We start from the raw sequence: 4,380 nt of genomic DNA, 5'->3' as shown, positions 1-4,380 counted from the left end.
CTTGCGCCCCGACAACCTGCGCCTGGCCGGCAGGGTCTTCCGCAACGGCAAGCAGGTCGAAGGATCGAGCAGGGAAATGTCGCCGATGTACCACCAGATCAACCACGGCAAGCTGGGCATCACGCTCAACGCCAAGGAGCCGCGCGCGGTGGCGCTGCTCCTGCGCCTGGCGGCGATCAGCGATGTGGCGATCGAGAACATGTCGCCCGGCTCGATGGAGCGCACGCAGCTCGGCTACGAAGCGCTGCGCAAGGCCAATCCGCGCCTGGTGATGCTGGCGATGTCGGCGGCGGGGCAGTTCGGCGCCTTGTCGAGCATGCGGGCGTACGCGCCGACGATGTCGTCGTTTGCAGGCCTCGAAGCCTTGGTGGGCTACGCCGACGAGCTGCCCATCGGAGCGCTCAACTTCGGTCTCGGCGACCCGAATGCCTCGGTGCACGGGCTGTTGGCGCTGCTTGCTGCGCTGCGCCGCGCGCGCACGACCGGCGTTGGTTGCTACATCGATCTGTCGCAAGTCGAGGCATTGCTCGGCGTGCTGCGCCCTTACCTGCTCGACGCGCAGGTGCAACAGCGACAACCTACGCCGATGGGCAACCGCCACCCGGAGATGGCGCCGCACGGCATCTATCCGGCCTCGTCTGCGACACCAGGCGGCGACGCGTGGCTCACGATCGCCGTCGCCGACGACGCGCAGTGGCGGGCGTTGCGCCGGCTGGCCTCCGGCACGCCGTGGGCCAGCGACGCGCGCTTCGACCAGCTGGCCGGCCGCCTCGGCCACGCCGCCGAACTCGACACGGCCCTGGCCGACTGGACCGCATCGCAGCCGCGCGACGAACTCGTGGCGCGCCTGCGGGCAGCCGGCATTGCATCGTCACCGGTGCTGTCGGTCGCGGAGCAGTGGCGCGACCCGCACTTCGAAGCGCGCGGCATCAAGACCCGAGTCGCGATCCCCGTCTATGGCGATGAAGACCTGTTCCGCGCGCCGTGGAAGTTCTCCGACATCGAGCCGCGCATCGACCGCTGCGGCCCGTCGCTCGGAGAGCACAACGACTTCGTGTTTGGCCAACTGCTTGGCCTGCCGCCCGAGGAGATCGCCGAGCTCAAGGCTGCTGGCGTCATTGCCTGATCCGCACCGGAGCCTCGCCATGCCCGACACCCCTGCCGACGATCCGCTGTCCACGCAACCCCAGGCGCAAGCCCCCGCACTTTGGGAAGGTGCGCTGGAAGAAGCGCGCAGCCTGATCGGCGTCGAACTGCGCCGCACCCACCAGACCTGGAACACCGAGGCCGCGCCCGACAACGTGCGCCACTTCTGCTGGGGCCTGGGCGACGAGAACCCGCTGTTCTGTGACCCGGCCCACGGGGCAGCGACGAAGTGGAAGTCGGCTCTCGCGCCGGGCTGCTTCCTCTACACCATCGACACCACCGTGGTGGCACCCAAGCTGCGCGGCATCCAGTGGCTGTATGGCGGTACTGACTGGGAGTGGTACCTGCCGATCCGTCACCGCGACAGCTTCACGGTGAAAGCCAAACTGCTCGATGCGGTCGAGAAGCGCGGCGGCAAGGCCAGCGCCTTCATCATCCAGACCGGCGAGGTGCTGTACACCAACCAGCACGGCGAGCTGGTCTGCCGCGCCATCGGGCACACCGCGCGCACGCCGCGCGCCAAGGCCAGCGGCGGGCTGAAGTACGAGGCGCGCGAAACCCATCGCTACTCGGCCGAAGAGCTCGAGCAGATCGCCCACGCGATCGAGACCGAAGAGTTGCGTGGCGCGACGCCGCTTTTCTGGGAAGAGGTCGAGGTCGGCGCTTCGGTGCAACCGATGCTCAAAGGCCCGCTGAACATCACCGACATGATCTGCTGGTACTCCGGCGGCGGCCACAGCTACCAGTCGCACCGGCGCGCCCACCTGCAGAGGAAGCGCCATCCGGCCGACGCCTACATCAACCCCGAGACGGGCGCACAGGACAGCGCCGCGCGCGGCCACACCGAAGGCAAGATGGCGCGCGAAGTCGGCATGCCCGGCGGCTACGACGTGGGCCCGCAACGCATCTCGTGGCTGGGCCAGCTGATCACGAACTGGATGGGCGACGACGGCTTCCTGCGGCGCCTCTCGGTCAGCGTTCGGCGGCCGAACATCTTCGGCGACGTTTCCTGGTGCAAGGCGCGCGTGGCCGACAAGCGCATCGAAGAAGATGCGCACCTCGTCGAACTTGAGTTGAGCGTCGTGAACCAGCTCGACGAGACGACGGCCCAGGGCACGGCCGTTGTCGAGCTGCCCACGCGTGGCGCGCCGGCGGCGCGTTGACTTTGCTTGTCCCTTTCAGACGAGCGAACGCAGCAACATCGACAAGGAGGAAGCGGGGGCCTTGGAGCAGTTGTCGGCGCACCTGCTGTCGTCGTTAACACCGCAGGCGCTTGGCAAGGCACACAGTTGCGGCCAGAGTTATGACCGATTAAGGCCGATTGCCCCCGTTCGTCACCGGGCACGGCGCCTGTAACAGCGGTTTGCCACGTGGCGTAGAATCGTTGCCAAATGGCAGGAGCAACAGCATGAAGCCGTCTAGCGAACGTTTGACCACCAAGCCCAAGAAGGGCGCCTCCCAGGCTACCGCAGCTGCAACTCTCGCGGAGGACACGCTCACCACTGCGTATGTGAAGGCCCATCGCGTCCCGGGCAAGAAAGCCGAGAAGGTGAAGATCCTTGTCGGCGGAAAGCGTGAGCGACAAGCCACTGTGTTCGTCGCTTTCGCGGGCTCCAGTGTCATGGCCCACGATGTGGTGATGAAGGGCGTGTCAGGCCGGGCGCTGACCCGCATCTGGGAGAGCACCAGGGGTACCTTGCCCACAGATGCCATCCTCAAGGCCATTGGCGTGAGCGCGCGCACCGCACACCGCATCAAGATCGATCCGGACAAGCCGTTGGATGCGCGCACGACGGACGGGATCTACCGGCTCGAGTCCGTGCGCGCGATGGCCGAAGAGGTGCTAGGCAGCACGGAGGTCGCCAACGAGTGGCTGAAGACCGAGGCGATAGGTCTGGAGTTCAGGAAGCCGATTGACCTGGTGAGCACTTCGCCGGGCGCCGAAGCCATCAAGACCCTGCTGCAGCGAATGAAATACGGGGTCTACGCTTGATCCCACTGCCGGCGTCCCTGGGCGGCACGGGTGCCCTCGCCGGGTGGACGCTCAACGACGCGCGCTATGCCGCCACCTGGAACGCAGGCATCGGCTCGGCCACGTACGGCGGCCGCTGGAACTCCATCGGCAAGCACGTGATCTACGCGGCCCTGGACCCTGCCACCGCCATCCTGGAGGTGGCGGTGCACAAGGGGTTCAAGGTGCTCAACACCCTCGCCCACAACCTCTACTCGTTCACGATCACCGATCCGGGCCAGGTCCGCGTCGTGCAGCCGGGTGTCGTGCCCAATCCGCACTGGCTCCACCCACTCCCGCCGAATAAAGACCAGCAGGAGTTTGGCGACCAGCTGATCGACGCCCACCCGTACGTGCTGCTGCCCAGCGCGGTGAGCGGGCACTCGTGGATCCTGCTCGTCAACGTCACGACGGCGCTGCCGCTAATGACCGATATCCAGTCCGAGCGCTTCGCCCTCGACCCGCGGTTGCGCGCCATGCCTTGACCCAGCAACGGCTTGGCTTCACGGGTCACCACCTCTTGGCACGTAGGAAGTGTCCGGCGAACGGCGATCATTCAAGGTCTGTTTTTGCTGGCGGGCCGACGGTCAAGTTTGTAGGCTCAAGGACTGAAATGGGTTGTCATCAGTCCGTCACGCTCAGACACTGAACGCTGGCTCTGTCGTCGGTAACGACATTCGTCCGCTCCGGCGCAGACTTCTCTTTCGGCCTGAAACCCGGCCGCCCGGTCAACGTGTAGGCGGCCATTCGTCGCCGTAGCCAAGCACCCTCGAAATTTCTTCGGCGCCGCCACAGACTGCGGACTCGACGGTGCGCAGGTGCAACTCGATGCGCGCTGCAGGCCCGCCGATGCTCAGCGCCGCGGCGATGTGACCCTGCATCCCGAAGATCGGCGCGGCGACGGAGACGACGCCGGCCACCGTGCCGCTTTCAACGGTGCTCACACCGCGACGCCGCACCGCCTTCAATCCGGCGATCAGGGCGCGCCGGGACGACACGGTGCCCGGCGTGATGCGCTCGAACCGGATGCCTTCGAGCACGGCTTCGAGATCGGCCTCGGGCAGGTACGCGAGCATGGCCTGTCCCGTTCCGGTGGCGTAGGACGGTTTGCGCGAGCCCAGCTCGACGCTGTAGCGCAACCAGTTGTCGCTCTCCGCCACCGCCACGTACTCGCAGAGCTTGCGGTCGGGCGTGAGCACCGCCAGGAACACCGTTTCACCGCT

Annotated in this window: 5 protein-coding genes; 4 read left to right on the top strand and 1 reads right to left on the bottom strand. The window is 66.7% G+C overall.

The window, feature by feature from the left end:
- From RMO40_RS22220 to RMO40_RS22205, 4 genes are all read left to right on the top strand, one after another.
- A partial coding sequence (locus RMO40_RS22220; RefSeq protein WP_309725781.1) for a CoA transferase occupies positions 1-1,126 on the top strand: 1,126 nt, incomplete at its 5' end.
- Between the two features lie 19 nt (positions 1,127-1,145).
- On the top strand, positions 1,146-2,309 hold the full coding sequence (locus RMO40_RS22215) for an FAS1-like dehydratase domain-containing protein (protein WP_309725780.1): 1,164 nt from the start codon (positions 1,146-1,148) through the stop codon (positions 2,307-2,309).
- 245 nt (positions 2,310-2,554) lie between these two features.
- Entirely contained in the window at positions 2,555-3,139 is a 585-nt protein-coding gene (locus RMO40_RS22210) for an antitoxin Xre/MbcA/ParS toxin-binding domain-containing protein (RefSeq protein ID WP_309725779.1), read from the top strand.
- A complete protein-coding gene (locus tag RMO40_RS22205) occupies positions 3,136-3,642 on the top strand; it encodes an RES domain-containing protein (protein ID WP_309725778.1) in 507 nt (168 codons plus the stop codon). The genes RMO40_RS22210 and RMO40_RS22205 overlap by 4 nt, the downstream gene beginning before the upstream one ends.
- 243 nt (positions 3,643-3,885) lie before the next feature.
- Here the strand turns inward: RMO40_RS22205 and RMO40_RS22200 are convergent.
- A partial coding sequence (locus RMO40_RS22200; protein WP_309725777.1) for an IclR family transcriptional regulator domain-containing protein occupies positions 3,886-4,380 on the bottom strand: 495 nt, incomplete at its 5' end.

It is taken from the genome of Rhizobacter sp. (assembly GCF_031412075.1).
Classification (GTDB): domain Bacteria; phylum Pseudomonadota; class Gammaproteobacteria; order Burkholderiales; family Burkholderiaceae_C; genus Rhizobacter.
The sequence above is the reverse complement of the archived record's forward strand: the minus strand, read 5'-3'. Positions and strand labels throughout refer to the sequence as shown.